The organism is Pedobacter psychrotolerans, from assembly GCF_004340665.1.
GTDB classification, from domain to species: Bacteria; Bacteroidota; Bacteroidia; order Sphingobacteriales; family Sphingobacteriaceae; genus Pedobacter; species Pedobacter psychrotolerans.
The window spans coordinates 440,466-459,369 of record NZ_SLWO01000005.1 but is presented as its reverse complement, the minus strand read 5'-3'; the positions used below and the strand labels follow the sequence as shown (position 1 = coordinate 459,369).

General features: G+C 37.1%; 19 protein-coding genes and 1 tRNA gene. 17 read left to right on the top strand and 3 right to left on the bottom strand.

Annotated features, from left to right (window positions below; translation table 11 throughout):
- Positions 1-31 precede the first annotated feature (31 nt).
- The 3 genes from EV200_RS15135 to EV200_RS15125 form a co-directional block, all read right to left on the bottom strand.
- The gene (locus EV200_RS15135) at positions 32-1,363 is read right to left on the bottom strand and encodes a sigma-54-dependent transcriptional regulator (protein WP_132534053.1); all 1,332 of its coding nucleotides are present in this window, start codon (positions 1,361-1,363) and stop codon (positions 32-34) included.
- Between the two features lie 69 nt (positions 1,364-1,432).
- On the bottom strand, positions 1,433-1,747 hold the full coding sequence (locus EV200_RS15130; protein WP_132534051.1) for a hypothetical protein: 315 nt from the start codon (positions 1,745-1,747) through the stop codon (positions 1,433-1,435).
- Between the two features lie 110 nt (positions 1,748-1,857).
- On the bottom strand, positions 1,858-2,172 hold the full coding sequence (locus EV200_RS15125; protein WP_132534049.1) for a hypothetical protein: 315 nt from the start codon (positions 2,170-2,172) through the stop codon (positions 1,858-1,860).
- A gap of 707 nt (positions 2,173-2,879) precedes the next feature.
- On the opposite strand from EV200_RS15125, the gene EV200_RS15120 reads away from it, so the two are divergent.
- From EV200_RS15120 to ruvA, 17 genes are all read left to right on the top strand, one after another.
- Positions 2,880-2,952: transfer RNA gene (locus EV200_RS15120), tRNA-Thr, on the top strand.
- A 122-nt stretch (positions 2,953-3,074) separates the two neighbouring features.
- The gene (locus EV200_RS15115; protein WP_132534047.1) at positions 3,075-4,241 is read left to right on the top strand and encodes an amidohydrolase family protein; all 1,167 of its coding nucleotides are present in this window, start codon (positions 3,075-3,077) and stop codon (positions 4,239-4,241) included.
- Between the two features lie 37 nt (positions 4,242-4,278).
- Complete coding sequence (locus EV200_RS15110) at positions 4,279-4,494, top strand: DUF2683 family protein (RefSeq protein ID WP_132534045.1); 216 nt, start codon at positions 4,279-4,281, stop codon at positions 4,492-4,494.
- Positions 4,485-4,655 (top strand): type II toxin-antitoxin system YoeB family toxin, encoded by a 171-nt coding sequence (locus EV200_RS15105; protein WP_308424162.1) that lies wholly within the window; start codon positions 4,485-4,487, stop codon positions 4,653-4,655. The genes EV200_RS15110 and EV200_RS15105 overlap by 10 nt, the downstream gene beginning before the upstream one ends.
- A 102-nt stretch (positions 4,656-4,757) precedes the next feature.
- Positions 4,758-5,708, top strand: coding sequence for an NAD(P)H-dependent flavin oxidoreductase (locus EV200_RS15100; RefSeq protein ID WP_132534043.1), 951 nt, complete (start codon positions 4,758-4,760; stop codon positions 5,706-5,708).
- A 151-nt stretch (positions 5,709-5,859) separates the two neighbouring features.
- Positions 5,860-6,144, top strand: a complete 285-nt coding sequence (locus tag EV200_RS15095; protein WP_132534136.1) for an acylphosphatase — start codon at positions 5,860-5,862, stop codon at positions 6,142-6,144.
- Between the two features lie 88 nt (positions 6,145-6,232).
- The gene (locus EV200_RS15090) at positions 6,233-7,720 is read left to right on the top strand and encodes an oligosaccharide flippase family protein (protein ID WP_229676847.1); all 1,488 of its coding nucleotides are present in this window, start codon (positions 6,233-6,235) and stop codon (positions 7,718-7,720) included.
- A gap of 46 nt (positions 7,721-7,766) precedes the next feature.
- A complete protein-coding gene (gene dut / locus EV200_RS15085) occupies positions 7,767-8,201 on the top strand; it encodes a dUTP diphosphatase (RefSeq protein WP_132534041.1) in 435 nt (144 codons plus the stop codon).
- A gap of 113 nt (positions 8,202-8,314) precedes the next feature.
- Positions 8,315-10,006, top strand: coding sequence for a tetratricopeptide repeat protein (locus EV200_RS15080; RefSeq protein WP_132534039.1), 1,692 nt, complete (start codon positions 8,315-8,317; stop codon positions 10,004-10,006).
- Positions 9,984-10,775 carry a DUF4292 domain-containing protein gene (locus EV200_RS15075; protein ID WP_132534037.1) on the top strand — a complete coding sequence of 264 codons (792 nt, stop codon included), beginning with the start codon at positions 9,984-9,986 and terminating at the stop codon, positions 10,773-10,775. The genes EV200_RS15080 and EV200_RS15075 overlap by 23 nt, the downstream gene beginning before the upstream one ends.
- A gap of 193 nt (positions 10,776-10,968) precedes the next feature.
- A complete protein-coding gene (locus EV200_RS15070) occupies positions 10,969-12,273 on the top strand; it encodes a murein hydrolase activator EnvC family protein (RefSeq protein ID WP_132534035.1) in 1,305 nt (434 codons plus the stop codon).
- Positions 12,274-12,322: 49 nt separating this feature from the next.
- On the top strand, positions 12,323-12,685 hold the full coding sequence (locus EV200_RS15065) for a Sec-independent protein translocase subunit TatA/TatB (RefSeq protein ID WP_132534033.1): 363 nt from the start codon (positions 12,323-12,325) through the stop codon (positions 12,683-12,685).
- 10 nt (positions 12,686-12,695) lie between these two features.
- Positions 12,696-12,896: a Sec-independent protein translocase subunit TatA/TatB gene (locus tag EV200_RS15060; protein WP_029287719.1), complete on the top strand. Its 201-nt coding sequence runs from the start codon at positions 12,696-12,698 to the stop codon at positions 12,894-12,896.
- 18 nt (positions 12,897-12,914) lie between these two features.
- The gene (gatA, locus tag EV200_RS15055) at positions 12,915-14,333 is read left to right on the top strand and encodes an Asp-tRNA(Asn)/Glu-tRNA(Gln) amidotransferase subunit GatA (RefSeq protein ID WP_132534031.1); all 1,419 of its coding nucleotides are present in this window, start codon (positions 12,915-12,917) and stop codon (positions 14,331-14,333) included.
- 118 nt (positions 14,334-14,451) lie between these two features.
- On the top strand, positions 14,452-15,855 hold the full coding sequence (locus tag EV200_RS15050; RefSeq protein ID WP_132534029.1) for a lytic transglycosylase domain-containing protein: 1,404 nt from the start codon (positions 14,452-14,454) through the stop codon (positions 15,853-15,855).
- A 125-nt stretch (positions 15,856-15,980) separates the two neighbouring features.
- Positions 15,981-18,302 (top strand): NADP-dependent malic enzyme, encoded by a 2,322-nt coding sequence (locus EV200_RS15045; RefSeq protein WP_132534027.1) that lies wholly within the window; start codon positions 15,981-15,983, stop codon positions 18,300-18,302.
- Positions 18,303-18,308: 6 nt separating this feature from the next.
- Positions 18,309-18,893 (top strand): Holliday junction branch migration protein RuvA, encoded by a 585-nt coding sequence (gene ruvA, locus EV200_RS15040; RefSeq protein ID WP_132534025.1) that lies wholly within the window; start codon positions 18,309-18,311, stop codon positions 18,891-18,893.
- The last annotated feature ends 11 nt before the right edge of the window (positions 18,894-18,904 follow it).

Below are 18,904 nucleotides of genomic sequence, written 5' to 3'. Positions count from 1 at the left end.
AGTTTTAGTGTGTTCTTATTTGATGGTTAGCCTATTCAATTCCGTATCGTTCCATTTTTGAATAAAGCGTTTTTCGATCGATATTAAGCATTTTAGCAGCTTTAGATTTGTTGTGCTTTACTTTAATTAAGGTTTCGGCGATTAAGGTTTTCTCATTCTGCTCATTTACAGCCTTTAAATCTGAAGCATTTCCAGGCATGGTTTGCTGGTTAACTGAAATCATCATTTCATCAGGCAAGGCATTAACCTGCGCTACTTCGCCGGGAGTTAATAAAACCATGCGTTTAATGACATTGCTAAGCTCTCTTAAATTTCCTGGCCAATCATAATTTAGCAATAAAGATTTTGCCTCTGCAGAAATACTTTTCACATTCCTATCCAGATCGCGATTGGAAAGTTGTACAAAATGATTGATAAATAATTCCAGATCACTACCCCTGTTTCTCAGCGGGGGTAATTGAATTTTAAATTCATTCAGGCGATGGTATAAATCTTCTCGAAACTCACCACTGGAAATGCTGTTTAACAAATCATCATTCGTCGCAGTAATAATCCGAACATCCACCGAAACTTGTTTAGTGCTGCCTAAAGGTTGAATCACCCGCTCCTGCAAAGCACGAAGTAACTTGATCTGCACTTCGTAGCTTAAATTTCCAACCTCATCTAAAAATAAAGTGCCACCATTTGCCACTTCAAACTGACCCTTTTTATCATTCAATGCACCTGTAAAAGCACCTTTAATGTGTCCGAATAATTCACTTGCAGCCAAATCTTTTGATAAAGCCCCACAATCAATAGCTACAAAAGGCTTGCTTGCCCGCTTGCTTTGCTGATGTAGTGTTCTGGCTGCAAATTCCTTTCCTGTACCACTTTCCCCCTGAATAATAACAGACATATCTGTGGGTGCAACTAAATCAATGTGTTCATATAATCTATCTGCGATGGCGCTTTTACCTTTGATCAAATCCGAATCTGCCGTTTCAATTTTAATATCTTTTGATTCTTTTTTAACCAGAGAATTTTTAATCACCATTAAAAGTTCATCAGGATTGACTGGCTTGGTAATATAATCAAAGGCACCCATTTGGATGGATTTTACTGCCGTGCGGACATCATTAAAGCTGGTCATAATGATAATGGGCGTAGAGATACCTTGATTTCTGGTATGTGTAATTACGTCAAACCCGATGCCATCCGGGAGGCGATAGTCTATTAAAAATAAGTCAAATTTCTCATTTTCAATTAATTGGAAAGAAGGTTTGATATGCGTAGCCAAGCTAATTTCATGACCATGTTTAGTCAAAAAACCTTCCAGCAATTGTGCAAATGTTGTATCGTCTTCTAAAATCAGGATTTTCGCCATACAACAAAAATAAGAAAAGCCAGTTAAAAACTGGCCTTTCTTATAATAGGTAGATGTAATATTTAGGGATTATTCAACTGGTTTACCATCTTTGTCGATTTTTATCGAACCTGTTTCCGCTTCTTTTTTTACGTTGATCACGAAATATTCTTTCGTGCCCTCTTTAACGGAGAAAGCTTCAGTAGCTGTCCAACCTTTATAGGTATCAGACTTTAATGCGGTAGTTACTGGCTCTGGCAATTCTTCTAATTTAACCGGAGTTTTTACTGCACTATCTTGAACTGCAACAATTGCAGCATTTTTCATTGTATTTACTTCACTCGCTTGTACTGCTGAGAATCCTGCAAAAGCTAAGAACGCAGTTGATAAAATTAATTTTTTCATCTTTTTAAAATTTAATGTTGATGAAACTATTAAATAGTTTCGTGATTCGTTTTAGTTGAGTCTAGCCCTGTGGCTACACTTATAGTTGATTATGCCTTATGGCAATTTGATTATTGAACTGGTTTACCTTCTTTGTCAATTTTTACAGAACCTGTTTCTGCTTCTTTTTTAACATTAATTAAGAAATACTCTTTAGCACCTTCTTTAACTGCCCATGCTTCAGTAGCTGTCCATCCTTTATAAGCATCTGATTTTAATGCTGTAGCTACTGGTTCTGGAAGTTCTTCTATTTTAATCGGAGTTTTAACTGCGCTATCTTGAACTGCAACAATTGCATGATTTTTAATTGTATTTACTTCACTTGCTTGTACTGCTGAGAACCCTGCGAACGCTAAGAATGTAGCTGATAAAATGAACTTTTTCATAGTATATAAATTTTAATATTTAATATGTGTAACAATACTTGCTAATGTTTCATAATGATGCCAAAGCTGGCATGAAATGTTAAATATTTGTTTATCAGTTTTTTAAGTTTATGCCAGAAAAATTAAACTGTGGAATTTCTCCACAAGTTGTGGGTATTGACTACAGGTTTGGTTTATATTTTCGGCATTGCGAGGTGGCTTTTTCAGCTGACGAAGCAAACTTCTTCGCTAAATAGATTGCTTCGTGCCTCGCAATGACGAGAGTATAATTAAGTGTCGAGAGGAGGCGTTATGAAGTTCCTATAAGTTAGTTCTTTATGTTGTCGTCATTGCGAGGCTGGCTTTTCAGCTACCGAAGCAATCTTCTTCGCTAAATAGATTGCTTCGTACCTCGCAATGATGAGAGTATAATTAAGTGTCGAGAAGAGGCGTTATGAAGTTCTTATAAGTTAGTTCTTTATGTTTTTGTCATTGCGAGGTGGCTTTTTCAGCTGCCGAAGCAATCTTTCTTGCTAAATAGATTGCTTCGTACCTCGCAATGACGAGCTTGTAATTAAGTGTCGAGAAGATGCATTATGAAGTTCTTATTAAGTTAGTTCTTTATGTTATCGTCATTGCAAAGCGGCTTTTTCAGTTAAATTTTCAAAAACTTAAAATAAATTTTCTCCAGAGAAGTTTTTTTTCTATCATTGCAGCCCGATTAAAAAGCCTCCTTAGCTCAGCTGGTAGAGCAACTGACTTGTAATCAGTAGGTCATTGGTTCGATTCCGATAGGAAGCTCTTTTTTATTTACGATTGTAGAATTTGCAATTTTAAATTTATTTCGAAAGCCAAAATTCTCTTCTGGCATTTTACTCTTCGCTACGTTACAAATCGTAAATCTAAAATCCTAAATTCGCTTCATGCTAAAATATTTTTCAGCCGATTGGATTTTTCCTGTAAGCTCGCCGCCTTTAAGAAATGGTGCCATTTCAGTGGATGAAAGAGGAGAAATAGTCGGCGTCTTCAACGCTGAACAGATAAGTGAACTTAATGTAACACTTCATAAATATACAGGTGCCATTGTTCCGGGTTTCATAAATACCCATTGTCATTTAGAGTTATCACATATGATCGGGCAGATTCCGGAACAGACAGGTCTGGCGAAATTTGTTCAAAGTGTTATTAAAAACAGATCTGCCGAGGCTGAACAAATAGAAATTTCAATGCAAAATGCTGATCAGCAAATGTTCGATAACGGCATTGTAGCGGTAGGTGATATTTCCAATCAAATCACATCAAAAGAAATAAAGCAACAAAGCAAAATTTATTATCATACGTTTATTGAGGCTTTGAGTTTTAATCCTGAACGGGCAAGTGCTACAATGAATTATGCAAATGATATCAAAAATCAGTTTTCACCTTTAGCTGCATCGGTGGTGGCACATGCGCCCTATTCGGTATCGCCAGAACTTTTTACACTAATTAATGAAGCTGCAGAAAAAGATAATGCCTTTTTGAGTATCCATAATCAGGAAACTACAGATGAAAATTTATTTTTTGAAAATAAATCGGGAGGTTTTTTGGATCTCTATAAATTCCTTGGATTAGATATTTCCTTTTTTGAACCATCAGGGAAAACTTCTCTGCAAACCTGGCTGCCCTACATTACAAAACAAAAAATACTATTGGTTCATAATACGGTTTCGAATGAGGATGACATCACCTTTGCGAAACGGAATCACAACAATCTATATTGGTGTTTATGTCCGCAGGCTAATTTATATATCGAAAATTCATTACCGAATGTTGATTTATTCATTCGGGAAAATTTAAAAATTACCTTGGGAACCGATAGCCTGGCCAGTAATCATCAGCTGAATATTTTAGCCGAAATGAAAACTTTGCAAGAACAGAAAAAAGTAGCTTTTGAAAAGCTTTTGCAATGGTCTACCATTAATGGCGCTGAATTTCTTGGGTTAGATATACAATTAGGCACTATCGAACCAGGTAAAAAACCTGGACTAAATCTGATTCAGTTATCAGAAGAGTTTATAATTCAAAGTGATCAAGTCATAAAATTAGCTTAATAACTAAAAATCTGATCTATTTGTTCCACAATAAGTTTTGCGTAATTTTGAATATATGGGAACATTGATCGTACATCCTGAAAACAAAGAGCAACTTTCAGCGCTTAAAGCTTTTATGAAAGCTTTTAATATTTCATTTGAGGAAAATAAGCAACCATACAATGCTGAATTCACAGCGAAAATGAAAGTTAGCAAACAACAGGCTAAAGAAGGTAAAACTGTTAAGGTGAATTTAGATGAGGTATGGAAATAGAATTTACACTTATTGCTCTTGATGATTTAAACTATTTTAAAAAATCAGGCAATCAGGTTATTCTAAAAAAAATCCGAAGTCTTTTAGAGAATATTCAGGCAACACCATTCGATGGAATTGGCAAACCAGAAGCACTCAAATACGAACAATCAGGAAACTGATCTAGAAGAATAAATCGAGAACACCATTTAATCTACGAAGTTCAATCAGAAATGATAATCATTCACTCCCTTCGTGGACATTATCATTGATCAGCATCGCTTATGAACTCCATCTGTAAACTCTTTAATATCAAATATCCCATCATCCAGGCGGGTATGGTATGGTGTAGCGGCTGGAAACTGGCTGCTGCGGTTTCTAATGCAGGAGGTTTAGGCATCATCGGTGCTGGTTCAATGTATCCTGAGGTTTTAAGAACACATATTCAAAAATGCAAACTGGCTACTGATAAACCATTTGCAGTAAACATTCCTTTATTGTACCCAAACATTCAGGAAATTATTGATATCACAATAAAGGAGGAAGTGAAAATCGTTTTTACATCTGCGGGTAATCCCACTACCTGGACAAGCTTTTTAAAAGAAAAAGGTATTACGGTTGTGCATGTGATTGCCAACATTAAGTTTGCAAAGAAAGCGCAGGAAGCAGGCGTAGATGCGATTGTAGCCGAAGGTTTTGAAGCCGGAGGACACAATGGCAGAGAAGAAACCACTACCATGTGTTTGATTCCAATGATTATTGAAGTGGTGCAGATCCCCGTTATTGCTGCGGGTGGTATTGCCAGCGGAAAATCGATGCTTGCTGCTTTTGCGCTGGGTGCTGATGCTGTTCAAATAGGTTCTGCCTTTGCAGTTGCCGAAGAATCATCGGCTCATCCGGCATTTAAAAATAAAATTATTTCGGCTGTTGAAGGTGATACGCGGCTAGCCATGAAAAAACTGGTACCCGTGCGATTGCTTAAAAATGAATTTGCAGATGCCGTTGCGCAAGCAGAAGCTGAAGGAGCCGACCGAACACAATTGATGGCACTTTTAGGGAAAGCAAGAGCGAAACAAGGTATGTTTGACGGTGATCTTGAAAATGGTGAACTGGAAATTGGCCAGGTCTCGGCAATGCTAAATGAAATTAAACCCGCCTCCCAAATTCTGGATGAAATTTGGAGGGATTTTATTGATCAAAAAAAATATTTAACTCACTTAAATTTTTCATCATAGCCCTCTGATGACACCGAATATTTAATGATTGCCAGCAGTTTATCTTAGATTTAACCAGTGCGGTTCGCTCATGTACTCAGGAAGTGCTTTAGTAAGTTCGAGCTCAAAAAATAAGCTCAACATCATTCAAAAGCATTAACTTTGCTACATGATAAAACATATCGATATCAAAGTAAGCGGTAAAGTGCAGGGGGTGTTTTTCAGGGCCAGCACAAAAGCGGTGGCCGATCAAATGGGCATAAAAGGCTTTGTAAAGAATGAAAAAGATGGTTCTGTATATATCGAAGCTGAAGCAGAACAGTTTATTTTAGATGCCTTTATCGATTGGTGTAAAGAAGGACCAGATAAATCTGTTGTGGAAAATGTTGAGGTAAGTGATGGAGCACTTAAAGATTTTCGCAATTTTGAAGTGGTTAAAAAGAACTTACTTTGGTAATCATACTATTATAATTAAATCGATTTTAATTTTTAGAAATCCGAATGGCTTTCAATCTAAAATCTAAAATCTAAAAATCTAAAATCAATTGTCTGTATATAAAAAGTTTCTTGGGCAAACAATGGTTTATGGTATCAGTACCATAGCCTCGAGATTATTAAACTTTATTTTAACGCCAATATTTACCAGAAGTTATGGCGCAGCAGCTTTAGGGGTATTTACAAAAATGTATGCCTATGCTTCCATGACGAATGCTATTCTGGCGTTTGGAATGGAAACTACCTTCTTTCGTTATTTAAATAAGTATGAAAATAAGAAAGATCAGGTTTATAATAATTCATTTTTAATTGTTGCATTTATTTCCGTGCTATTTTTAATTACGGGTCTCGTTTTTACAGAGCCCATCACCAAATGGCTCTTGAATAATCATATGTCGCATTATCAGGATCAGAAAAGATATGTACAATATTTCCTTTGGTTATTGTTTTCTGATGCCATTTGTGTTATTCCCTTTGCCAGAATCAGGGCTGATGGAAAGCCGTTTAGGTATAGCATCATCAAGTTTGTAAATATCTTAAGTTATGTATTGCTAAGCTTATTTTTTATCTATGGTATTCCCTTAATTATTAAGCATGATTTACCTGGACATGAATTTTTTCAAAGCTGGTTTAGAGATAAATGGGTGGGTTATGTATTCATATCAAACCTGATTGCCAGTGCCATTACTTTTCTATTATTGGTGCCGGAGTTTTTAAAAGTACAATTCAAATTTGATGGCGTGCTGTTTAAAAATATGTTGTCATACAGCTGGCCTGTTCTGGTTGCAAACTTATCCTTCATTGTCAATGAGAATTTAGATAAAATCCTGTTAGATAGGTATACCACTGAAGCACAGGTTGGGATTTATGGGGCAGTATGTAAACTGGCTATTTTTCTCAGTATTTTCAATATGGCTTTTCGCCTGGGCGCTGAACCCTTTTTCTTTAGTTATGCTAAAAATGAAAATGCAAAAGTTACTTATGCCAAAATACTAGAGTACTTCGTAATTGCACTGTCTATCCTTTTTGTGGCTTTAACGGCAAACATCGAAATTTTAAAATATTTTATCAGCAGAGATAAAGCGCATTTAGCAGAATACTGGGTAGGATTACCGGCTGTTCCTTATCTTCTGGTTGGCTATGTGTGCTTAGGGATTTATATGAACCTTTCTATTTGGTACCGATTGTCTGATCAAACACGATTTGGCTTATATATTTCTTTAGTTGGAGCGACAATTACCATTGTTTTTAATGTAATTCTGATTCCAAAATATAGCTACATGGGCTCAGCATGGGTTTCTATGGCCACTTATGGAACCATGATGATTATCTCCTATATTTTAGGACAAAAATATTATCCTATTCCTTATAACTTGAAAAAAATCTTAGCCTACTTAATTGTTTCGACAATTATCGTATTTTCATCATTCTTTATCTTTAATAAAAATATCTATATCGGAAATGCCATGCTGATTGCATTCGTTTGCGGTGTTGCTTATTTTGAAAAGAACGATTTAATGAAAATTTTGAAGCGGTAAGATTTTATTTGTCAGTTCATCTTTAAAAATTATTCTTCTTACATCAATGGAAATCAAAATTATTAATAAATCAGAACACCCATTGCCACAATATGAAACTGCTCATGCTGCGGGAATGGACTTAAGAGCATCAATCAATGAAGAAATTATACTTAAACCATTACAGCGTCAACTGATTTCTACGGGTTTGTTTATTGAACTGCCTGTTGGTTACGAAGCACAGATCAGGCCGAGGAGTGGTTTAGCATATAAGCATGGTATCAGCATTGTAAATTCGCCTGGCACCATTGATGCTGATTATCGTGGAGAATTGAAAGTGCTTCTGGTAAACTTATCAGATACTGATTTTAAAATAGTAAATGGAGATCGCATTGCACAGATGGTTGTTGCAAAACATGAAACTGTTCAATGGCAGGCTGTAGAAGCACTTGAAGAGACGGCCAGGGGCGAAGGCGGATACGGCCACACCGGGAAAAGCTAAGTTTAGAATGTGTGAATTTTGAATTAGCGAACGATAGAATTTTGAGGAAGAAAATATTTTTGCAATTTGTTTAATCATTCCACCATTCACTCCTTCTATCAATTATTTGATATATGATAAAAAGGTACATTTTTCTTGCACTGTTAGCCTTTGGCGGAAAAACATTTGCTCAGGTTCCAGTTATGGCTACTGCTCGTGATAGCAATATGGTAAAACAATTGTTTTTTGCTGGCCTGCGTGATAAAATGACTGAAAATTATACCGCTGCCTTAACCAGCTTCAATAAGGTAATTGTTGCAGATGTAAATAATGATGCTGCTTATTTTGAATTAGCGAATGCAAACCTGCGGTTGGAACGCTTATCAGAAGCGGAATCTAATATCAGGCAAGCCATAAAGCTTAAACCAAATAATAAATGGTATTTGCGTTTGTTAGCAGAGGTTGATAAGCGAACCAATAAAATGCCGGAATTAATTGAAGTGTTTAATCAACTGATCCGCATAGATCCGGACAATGATGCTTATTACTTTGATAAGGCTAATGCCCAGTTTTTATCCAATCAAACCGAAGCTGCTCATCAAACCTATGATGAAATTCTGTCTAAATTTGGAGAATCAAACGAATTGCTGGCGGCAAAAAGGCGATTGCAGGGAAATAAAGGTGCAACTGAAAGTGATATAGTGAAACTTTTAGAAGGTAACCAGGCCGATATTAAAAATTACCTGTATGCTGCAGGATTGCTTCTTCAAAAAGGAAATGATACCGAAGCATTAAAAGTATTATTAAAAGCGCAACAGGTAGCACCTGATCATTTTGAAGTTAATCTGGGGCTAGCCGATATTTACAGGAAGCAAAAAAATGGTGGTCTGGCATTCACATCATTAAGGTTAGCTTTTGAAAGTGCAAAAATGCCCTTAAACGAAAAAATTAAAATCATTGCGGCACTGTTCCCGAAATTAAGAGAGCCGGTAGTTGCAGAAAATGTTACCCTATTAAGTAAGCTACTGGCCGAAAAAAATAATACTGATGCAAAAGTACTCGCTCTTTATGGGGATGTTTTATATCAGCAGAATAAATTAAATGAAGCATTGGTTCAATACCAGGCTGCTTTAAAATTAAATGATCAGATTTATGCTGTTTGGGAACAAATTGTAAATATTCAAGCCCTATTAGGTCATTACGCGGATGCTGTAAAAGCAGGTGATGAAGCCTTAACTATTTATCCCAACCAAGCCAGCCTATATTATTACACCGCATATGCCTTATTTAAAACCGGCAAGCTTGATCAGGCCCAAAGTAATTTGAAAACGGCATTACAGCTAGAGGTAGATAATAAAAGTTTACAGGCACAGGTTTTTGCACTTCAAGGCGATATTTATATTAACCAGAATAATTTTACATTGGCAAAAACGGCCTTCGAAAAGGCTATTGAGATAGAACCGGATAACTATTTTATCATGAACAACTATGCGTATTATCTGGCGCTAAAAAATGATGATCTGGTAAAAGCCGCTCAGTATTCAGAAACTGCTGCCAATGCAATGCCGGATAATTCATCTATTACTGATACCTATGCCTATATCTTGTTTAAGCAGCATAAATATGATTTGGCAAAGGTTTGGATTGAAAAAGCATTACAAAACAATACAAATAAGAATAGTGTTTATTTAGAGCATTATGGTGATATCCTGTTTATGAAAGGCGATAAGGAAGCTGCACTAAAGCAGTGGCAAAAAGCAAAAGAAGCAGGAAACATATCAAACGTATTAAACAAAAAAATTAATGAGAAGAAGTATTTTAAATAGCTTGCTATTAATAGGGACGGTTATTTCTATATCGGCCTGTAAGCCTAAAAAAGCAATTGTTGTTGCTCCTCCGGTAGCTACAGAAGTGAAAACAGATAACACCAAGGCAGAAGCTTTAGCTTTGTTAAATAGTAAGCAACTTAAATTTACTACCCTTTCACTAAAGGCAAAAGCAACATTGGATATTGCGGGTAATGCCAACGATGTGACCATGAATTTCCGGATGAAGGATAAGGAAATTATTTGGGTAAGTATTACCGCATTAGGAGGAGCCTATGAACCGGCAAGAGCATTAATAACGCCTGACAGTATAAAAATTATGAATCGGCAAAAGGGAGAATACCTCAGCAAGCCATTTAGTTACATCTACAATTTTACCAATAAGCAAATTAATTTTAACACGCTTCAGGCCATATTAACTGGCAATGCAATGGGCGATTTCTTAACAACAGAATCAAACTTGAAACAGGAAAATGGTGTATGGGTAGTATCAGGAGCCAAAGAGGGGCTAGATTACAGGTTACTTTTTAATACACTTTTAAAAGTAGAAGAAACCAATTTAAATGATGCAAAATCTGGCCAGGCTTTAAAAGTAAATTATACCGATTACCAGAAATTAAATGAATCACTGTTTCCTAGTGCGCTTAAAATCAATACCCTTTCAGGAATGAAAAAAATTAATATTGATCTGCAATTTGTGAAAATCGATGGAAATGTTCCTTTAGAATTCCCATTTAAAGTTCCTAGCGGATATAAATTAGTGAAGTAATATTTTCTGCCGCGGCAGGATACAACTTTGTGCAGTCATCAAATTATGAGGTTAAATTTTAGCCACTTATTTGATGACTGTTTTTGTAATGGCGAAAAATTTTCTGATGAAGATGAGGTGAAGATTATTTGTAAAGGCTTTAGTATCTAAATTTTAATGTCTTTTACTATAAAATTTTTATACTTTTGGCTTAATGAAGCTACAGAAAATCATATTTATCCTGTTTTTAAGCGTTTTTGCCTTTTCCGCCAGTGCACAAACCGAAAGCCAGCTAAGGAGAAAAAAAGAAGCTATACAGCGTGAAATTGAACAGCTACAAAAGAATTTAAATAAAACTGCCAATGGTAAGAAATTAACCTTGCAGCAAATTAATGCCATTAATGCGCAAATCCGTCTCCGTCAGGATAAAATTGGAACCATTAATTCTGAAATAAAAAATCTGGATAACCAAATCTCTCAGAACACAAATACCGTACATACCTTACAAAGCCAGCTAGGCGATCTTAAAAAAGAATATGCAGGCATGATCCGTTTTGCACAGCGAAATAGAAATGCCTACGAAAAGATGATGTTTATTTTTGCAGCAAGAGATTTTAATCAAGCTTATAAAAGAATCAAATACTTACAGCAATTTAGTCAATATCGTAAAAAGCAGGCCGGATACATTGAAAATACCCAGCAAGATTTAAACGGAAAAATCAAGGTGTTGGATAAAACCCTGAGAGAGAAAAGTAATCTTTTGAAGGAACAGGAAAGAGAGCAAGACCGTTTAGGGCAAGATAAAAAACAGCAGTCGGTGGCTTTAAATAACCTGACTAAGCAAGAGCGACAATTTAAGCAGGATATTAACGCGAAGAAAAAAGAACAGGCACAAATTAACAGGGCAATTGCAGCGGCCATTCAAAGAGCCATTGAAGCAGCCAGAAGGAAAGCAGCAGAAGAGGCACGTATAGCAGCAGCTAAACGTTTAGCTGAAGAACGTGCCGCGGCAGCGAAAGCAAAGGCAGAAAATAAACCTGCTCCGGCTACAACCACTGCGCCTGTAACCAGAGAAAAAAGCACTTCAGAATTATTAACTGCAACCCCTGAAGCAGCAAGACTTTCTGCAGGATTTGAAAACAACAGGGGAAGATTACCATGGCCTGTAGCCAATGGAACAATTACCGAAAGATTTGGATTGCATAAGGTAGATCAGGCTTCGTATTCCAATGATGGTGTAGACATTACCACTGCAGATGGTGCTTCGGTAAGAGCCGTATTTGCCGGAAAGGTTGTAATGGTTCAGAATATAATGGGTAGAACGGCCGTAGTAATTAATCATGGTGAATATTTTACAGTTTACCAGAATTTAAGAGGGGTGAGTGTAAGTGTGGGCAATTCTGTTGATACCAAGCAAACCATTGGTACAGTTGCCAATACCGGTGATGATGCCATTTTGAAATTTCAGATCAGGAGAGGGCAGGGCGCTTTAAACCCGGAAGCGTGGATAAGTAAATAAGAGGGAAGAGAGTTGTAAAATGTTTATATTTGTATAAAATAGATCAGTGATGTATCAAGGCACGTTATTAGAGTTTTTAAACATGGGTGGATCGGAGATCGTACTCATTTTAGTAGTCGTTCTTTTGTTGTTTGGGGGTAAAAAGTTACCTGAATTAGCAAGAGGCTTAGGGAAGGGAATCAGAGAATTTAAAGATGCTTCTGATGGTGTGAAGCGTGAGATCCATAGAAATATTAATGCAATGGATTTAGATAAAGAAGAAGCTGAAGAAAAAGTGGCCAATAACAATAGTCAACCTCACCATTCAACTGAAGAAACTTCTCCGGTAGATGAAAAAGTAGCACCAGCTGCAAATCATCCATCAAGCACACCCATCGATGAAAATATTGTAACTAACAGTCAAAAAGTTTAAACAAAAAATTATGTTAAATACAACAATAGCAGCAATGCTTGGAACACCAGAAATTATCATTATTGCTGTAGTGGTACTTTTATTATTTGGTGGTAAAAAAATTCCTGAGCTGATGAGAGGTTTAGGTAAAGGTGTTAAAGAATTTAAAGATGGTAAGGATGGCGTTGATGGAGAACAAGTTGATCCATCTAACAGAGACAAAACCGTTTAATTGCTATAATTTTAAGTTTTGAAGAAATACAGCGCTCTAAAAGAGATTCAGGCACTCATTTCGCAAAAGCAATTAACTTTACCCGATTTATTGGCTTATTATTTTAAGCAAATTTCAGATAATGAACACCTCAACGCATTTAACGAGGTGTTTTTTTATTCGGCCGAAGTTCAGGCGAAAGCAGTACAAGAAAAAATTATACAGGGAACCGCCGGCAAGCTTGCCGGGATGGTTATTGGTATTAAAGATAATATCTGTTATCATGATCATATAGTCACTGCATCTTCAAAAATGCTTGATGGCTTCGTATCGCCTTACTCATCTACTGTTGTTAAACGTTTATTACAGGAAGATGCTGTAATCATAGGCCGTTTAAATTGTGATGAATTTGCAATGGGTGGCTCTAATGAAACCTCCCACTTCGGGCCCGTTAAAAATGCGGCAAATCCCGAACTGGTTCCAGGTGGATCATCTGGTGGATCTGCTGTGGCTGTTCAGGCAGATATGTGTCTAGCCACACTGGGTACTGATACCGGTGGATCAGTAAGGCAACCAGCTGCTTTTTGTGGACAAATAGGCTTAAAACCAACTTATGGGCGGGTTTCCCGTTATGGTGTGATTGCTTACGCATCCTCATTTGATCAGGTTGGGCCAATTACCTCTTCTGTAGAAGATGCAGCCTTATTACTTCAGGTTTTAGCCGGAGCTGATGAAAATGATTCAACAGTTTCTGATGTAGCCGTTCCAGATTATCCAGCTCAATTAAATGAGCAAAAAAAACAACGGATAGCTGTTCTTAAAGAAACAATAGAAAGTGATGCACTAGATCCTGAAATTAAATCTGCTATTTTAAAATCGATTGATGATTTAAAGGAAAAAGGCCATCAGGTAGATTATGTTTCTTTTGATCTTTTAGAATATCTCGTTCCAACTTACTATATCCTAACTACAGCAGAAGCCTCTTCAAATCTATCCAGGTATGATGGCGTGCATTATGGCCATCGCAACACCGATGCGAAATCTTTAACCGAACTTTATAAGAGATCTCGTGCAGAAGGTTTTGGCGAAGAAGTTAAAAAACGCATCCTTTTAGGAACATTTGTTTTGAGTGCTGGTTATTATGATGCCTACTATCAGAAAGCACAGCAAGTGCGCCGTTTAATCAGAGAAAAAATGGATCATTTATTTCAGGATTATGACTTGCTATTATCTCCTGTTGCTCCAACTGCTGCGTTTAAAATAGGTGATAACGTACAGGATGCATTGGTGATGTACATGGCAGATATTTTTACTGTATTACCTTCATTAAGTGGAAATCCGGCTATTGCTTTGCCTTTGGGCAATAATGAAGCTGGTTTGCCGTTAAGTATTCAATTTACAGCCAAACATTTTGAGGAAGATAAGCTGCTTGCTTTCTCCCAGGCATTTTTAAAATAAGCATATTTTTATCAATATGCTTAGCGTTTATTGTGTGTTTCCGTCTAAAACGGAAACCATTCTTTTAAAGATTTCGGAAGGATAACCGGAAAATAGCGCTGAACAAACCGAATTGCCCATGATAAGAAAACTACTTTTTACCAGTGTATGTGCCCTCATCGGATGTATTTCTTTTTCCGTTGCGCAACAGAAAGTCAAAATTGATAGTCTACCTAAATTTCAGGAAAACATTTTCATTAATACCGACACTATTTCAGTACCGTTAATTTATGAGAATCCCTTGTTAATGGGGCAAAACTATATTTACAAACTCCGCCTCGATTCCATTACCAAAACCGTTCCGCTTCCTTATAACGAATACGTTCAGCAATACATTGATATTTATGCCAAACGGAAAGACTTATTTGGTAAGATGATGGGTTTATCAAATTACTATTTTCCCATTTTTGATAAAGCGCTTAAAGATTTTAATATCCCGCAGGAAATTAAATATTTAACTATTGTAGAGTCTCAAATGAACCCTCATGCGATCTCCAGGGTTGGCGCCACAGGGATCTGGCAGTTTATGTTCGGAACCGGAAAGGCTTACGGACTAAAAATGGATAATTTTGTAGATGAGCGGAAAGATCCCATTCAGGCAAGTTATGCAGCAGCACAATATTTTAAGGATGCTTATGAAGAATTGGGCGATTGGTTATTGGCCATTGCTGCCTATAATTGCGGTAAAGGTGCAGTAACCCGTGCAATGGCAAAAGCTGAATCACGGGATTTTTGGGCAATCAGACAATTCCTTCCTAAAGAAACCAGAAATTATGTGCCCGCTTTTATCGCTGCCGTATATGTGATGAATTACTCTGGCAAACATCAGATTTCGCCTCAGGCCTGTAGCCTGTTTTTAAAAACAGATACGGTTCAAACCAATCGTTTTGTATCATTAGCCAGTTTGGCAAAAGCACTGAATGTTGATGAAACTGCACTTTTTGCCTTAAATCCTTCTTACAAGAAAAAAATTGTAAACGGCACTGATGAGGAGCCTAAGCGTATTATCATGCCCAAACTCAGGGATATTGATTATGCCAGTGTTTATGAGGTGTTAAATAATAGTGAGCAGGATGTGAGTATGAGGGTTGTGCAGGCCAGCACAGACGATGTAAGAGATCTCCGGAAATCAAGAGCTAAATCTGCATCCAGTCACGCCGTTGTTTTTCATAAAGTTAGTGCAGGACAATCACTTGCCATGGTGGCCAATAAATATGGTGTTGAAGTACAGGATTTAAGGGTTTGGAATGGATTAAAGAGCAAAACAATTGTACCAGGTCAGCAGCTTAAAATATTTGCTAAAAATGTCAATCGCTTAAAGGCTCCGGTTTCTTATGCCAGTTATACGGTTAAAGCAGGTGATACTTTATCTGAAATTGCAGAAAAATTTAATGGTGTTACGGTTCAAAGTATCAAACGGGATAATAAACTTTCAAAAGCAGGTTTAAGAGCCGGAATGATCCTCAAGATCAGTAAAGGCTAAGCCATTATTAGGCTATTTGCTTAAATATCAACAAGACAATTATACCCCAATGGTTTTAAAAGCCTTTGGGGTTTTTTAATTCTTTTAAAGAATCGTACCTTTGCCCGTCACTAATAAGTTACTTAATGAGTAATATCAATAGAAAGCAAGATGCGCTCGATTACCACTCGCAAGGGCGGCCAGGAAAAATACAGGTAGTACCTACAAAACCAACCACTTCACAACGTGATTTAACGATGGCTTATTCGCCAGGTGTAGCAGAACCTTGTTTAAAAATAGCAGATAATACCGATGATGTTTACAAATATACCGCAAAAGGTAATCTTGTTGCGGTAATCAGTAACGGAACGGCTGTTTTAGGGTTGGGGAATATTGGTCCTGAAGCCAGCAAGCCAGTAATGGAAGGTAAGGGGTTGTTGTTTAAAATTTTTGCTGATATCGATGTATTCGATTTAGAATTAGACACCAAAAATATAGACGATTTTGTAAAAATTGTTAAAGCTTTGGAGCCAACCTTCGGAGGAGTGAACCTGGAGGATATTAAAGCACCAGAGTGTTTCGAAATAGAAACCCGCTTGAAACAGGAAATGAATATTCCTGTAATGCATGATGACCAGCATGGTACAGCCATTATTTCAGGAGCAGCACTATTAAATGCCTGTGAAATTCAGAAAAAGAAAATAGATAAAATTAAGGTTGTGGTTAGCGGAGCAGGTGCGGCTGCGGTTTCCTGTTCTAAAATGTACCTTTCCTTAGGTGTGAAAAAAGAAAATCTGGTGATGTTTGACATCAATGGATTGATCAACATGGAAAGAACTGATCTTGATGATATGCGGATGTTTTTCGCAACCAACAGAACAGATATAGGTACTATTGGTGAAGCCATGAAAGGCGCTGATGTTTTTATTGGCCTTTCAGCTGGAAATGTGATTCAACCAGAGATGTTGGTGGGTATGGCAAAAAACCCGATTGTTTTTGCCATGGCTAATCCAAATCCTGAAATTGCTTATGAACTGGCGATCAAAACGCGTAAGGATTTGATTATGGCAACCGGGCGTTCTGACTATCCAAACCAGGTGAATAATGTATTGGGTTTCCCTTATATTTTCCGTGGTGCGCTGGATGTACGTGCAACAACCATTAATGAAGCCATGAAAATTGCTGCAGTAAAAGCCATTGCAGAATTAGCAAAAAGATCAGTACCAGAAGCAGTAAACCTTGCTTATAATGCCCGTAACCTTAAATTTGGTAAAGATTATATTATTCCAAAACCGGTAGATTTCAGGTTAATTACTGAAGTTTCTATCGCGGTTGCAAAGGCTGCTATAGAAAGCGGCGTAGCACGTAAGGTAATTACCGATTGGGATGCCTATTCAGAAGAATTAAGAAAACGTTTAGGCTTGGATGACGCCATTATGCGTTCCATCACTACGAAAGCCAAAACAGATCCTAAACGTGTTGTTTTTGCAGAAGCTGATAATTATAAAATTCTAAAAGCTGCTCAAATTGTTAAGGATGAGAATATTGCCATTCCGATTCTTTTAGGTAACCGTGAGAAAATTCAATCCATCATTGATGAGCATGCACTGGAACTGGATGGCGTGGAGATTATTGATCAGATGCAGAATCCGGTAAAAACCAAACAATACGCAGCAGCACTTTACAAAAAACGTCAGCGTAAGGGAGTATCTATTAATGATGCAACTAAATTGTTGAGAGATCGTAATTATTACGGCGCATCAATGGTAGAATTTGGTGAGGCAGATGCCATGATATCCGGCTTGACTAAAAATTATGGTGATACCATTAAGCCAGCTTTGCAGGTAATTGGTGTAGAGCCAGGGGTAAAGCGTGTGGCTGGTATGTACATGATGATGACTAAAAAAGGTCCTGTTTTCTTTGGCGATACCACGGTAAATGTAGATCCAACAGCTGAAGAATTGGTTGATATTACCTTACTTTTAGATAAGTCTGTTAAGCAGTTTAACATTAAACCCCGGATTGCTTTATTATCATACTCAAACTTTGGTTCGAATGATGGTGTAACGCCTAATAAGGTAAGAGAAACGGTGAGAATCCTTCATAAAAATCATCCTGAAGTAGTTGTAGATGGAGAAATGCAAGGAAATTTTGCCATCAATAATGAACTGTTAAAGGATAACTTCCCGTTTAGTACACTGGCAGATGAACCTGCGAATACCTTAATTTTCCCAAATCTAGAATCAGGTAATATTGCTTATAAGCTATTGCAGGAGCTGGGTGGAGCTGAAGCTGTTGGTCCGATTTTACTAGGATTAAATAAGCCTGTTCATATTGTTCAATTAGGAAGTTCAGTGAGAGAGATCGTAAATATGGTTACTATTGCAGTAGTAGATGTTCAGGCAAAAGAAGAAATTGCAGAAACTTCGAAACGAAAAGGTATATTTACAAAAACAACTAAGAAATAATACTCCATGTACGCCTATATTGATGGTAAATTAACATCCAAAAACCCAGCGTTTGTTGTGGTTGAAGCCGGAGGTATAGGCTATCATATAAACATTTCATTAAATACTTATAGTGCATTGGGCGATGCAGAAAGGTGTAAATTATATACCTGGCTGTACGTTAAGGAAGATGCACACACCTTATACGGGTTCGCCGATGAGGGCGAACGCCGTTTATTTTTACATCTGATATCTGTATCTGGAATAGGACCAAATACAGGTAGAATGATTTTATCTTCGATCACACCGGAGGAAATTCAAACTGCAATTGTTCAGGCAGACTTGCCTCTTATTCAAAGAATAAAGGGCCTGGGTGCAAAAACTGCACAACGCTTAGTTTTAGAGCTGCAGGATAAACTAAAAAAAGAGGGAGTAGACTCGTTAATTTCTATGCCTCAGCACAATACAATTAAAGATGAAGCGTTATCAGCATTGGTAATGCTCGGATTCGCCAAACAAACAGCCGAAAAAACTATCGACCAAATATTAAAACTTACAGAAGAAAAGCTTACTGTAGAACAACTAATTAAACAAGCATTAAAAAAACTATAGAAAACTAACGC